Source organism: Streptomyces millisiae, assembly GCF_031845425.1.
Taxonomy (GTDB): Bacteria; Actinomycetota; Actinomycetes; order Streptomycetales; family Streptomycetaceae; genus Streptomyces; species Streptomyces millisiae.
The window spans coordinates 1-447 of record NZ_JAVREM010000317.1; the positions used below are offsets into that span (position 1 = coordinate 1).

Here is a 447-nt window from a genome sequence, read left to right on the forward strand (position 1 = left end):
GTAAATCATTGTTTTCGTGATCATAAAATTCACCGCAGTTCGCTTTCTGACTCTGTCAAAAAGGAACTTTTGCGGTGCGTCTTTACTTACTCTGGGTTCAAGGGGCACACAGCATGGCTCAACAAGGCAATGTCATCGTCGACGTACTTTCCCGTACTAACGGCAGCGTAATTTCCCAGGTGTCCGGCGCCAGCCAGACTGTCAATCTTAACCAACTCAGCATTGTACGTGTCCATGCTACGCGCGCGGCGGTTTTAAGCTACGAGCGCGCGGGGAATGACCTGATCCTGCACATGCAGGATGGCAGCACGGTTCGCTATCACAGCTTCTTCAACACCGACAGCAAAGGCCACCACAGTGAGCTTATCTTCGATGACGGTGTGCACCCGATTGAACATGCCACCTTCGTCGATACCGGCGTTGCTCCGGGATCGGCCGTGGCGGTGG

At 53.5% G+C, this 447-nt stretch carries 1 protein-coding gene; it reads left to right on the forward strand.

The annotated features are described in order from the left end of the window. Nucleotides 1-113 precede the first annotated feature (113 nt). A partial coding sequence (locus tag RNC47_RS36860; RefSeq protein ID WP_311605235.1) for a BapA prefix-like domain-containing protein occupies nt 114-447 on the forward strand: 334 nt, incomplete at its 3' end.